Here is a 250-nt window from a genome sequence, read left to right as displayed (position 1 = left end):
GGCGGCATTTCGTCCAGCGTCCGGCCTAAGATGTCATGCGCCAGCTGATTGGCCAGCCGGATATCGTCCTTTGTGACTTCGATATATTCCAGTGTCTTGCCGCGATGCGCTGCCGTCTTGATTTCCCGCTGGTATTGGTGCAGCAGGGCGATGCTCTGAATGAGGGTCAGGTATTTCATATGGTCACGGCGCGTGCGGGTTTTGTCTGACAGGAACGTCAACTGGCTGGCATAGGGATTGACCACATTCA

At 55.2% G+C, this 250-nt stretch carries 1 pseudogene; it reads right to left on the bottom strand.

The features are described from left to right. Positions 1-250: pseudogene (locus AAC147_RS10910) on the bottom strand (DNA primase); the annotation flags it as partial.

The organism is Xenorhabdus sp. NBAII XenSa04, from assembly GCF_963866145.1.
Classification (GTDB): Bacteria; Pseudomonadota; Gammaproteobacteria; order Enterobacterales; family Enterobacteriaceae; genus Xenorhabdus; species Xenorhabdus indica.
The sequence above is the reverse complement of the archived record's forward strand: the minus strand, read 5'-3'. Positions and strand labels throughout refer to the sequence as shown.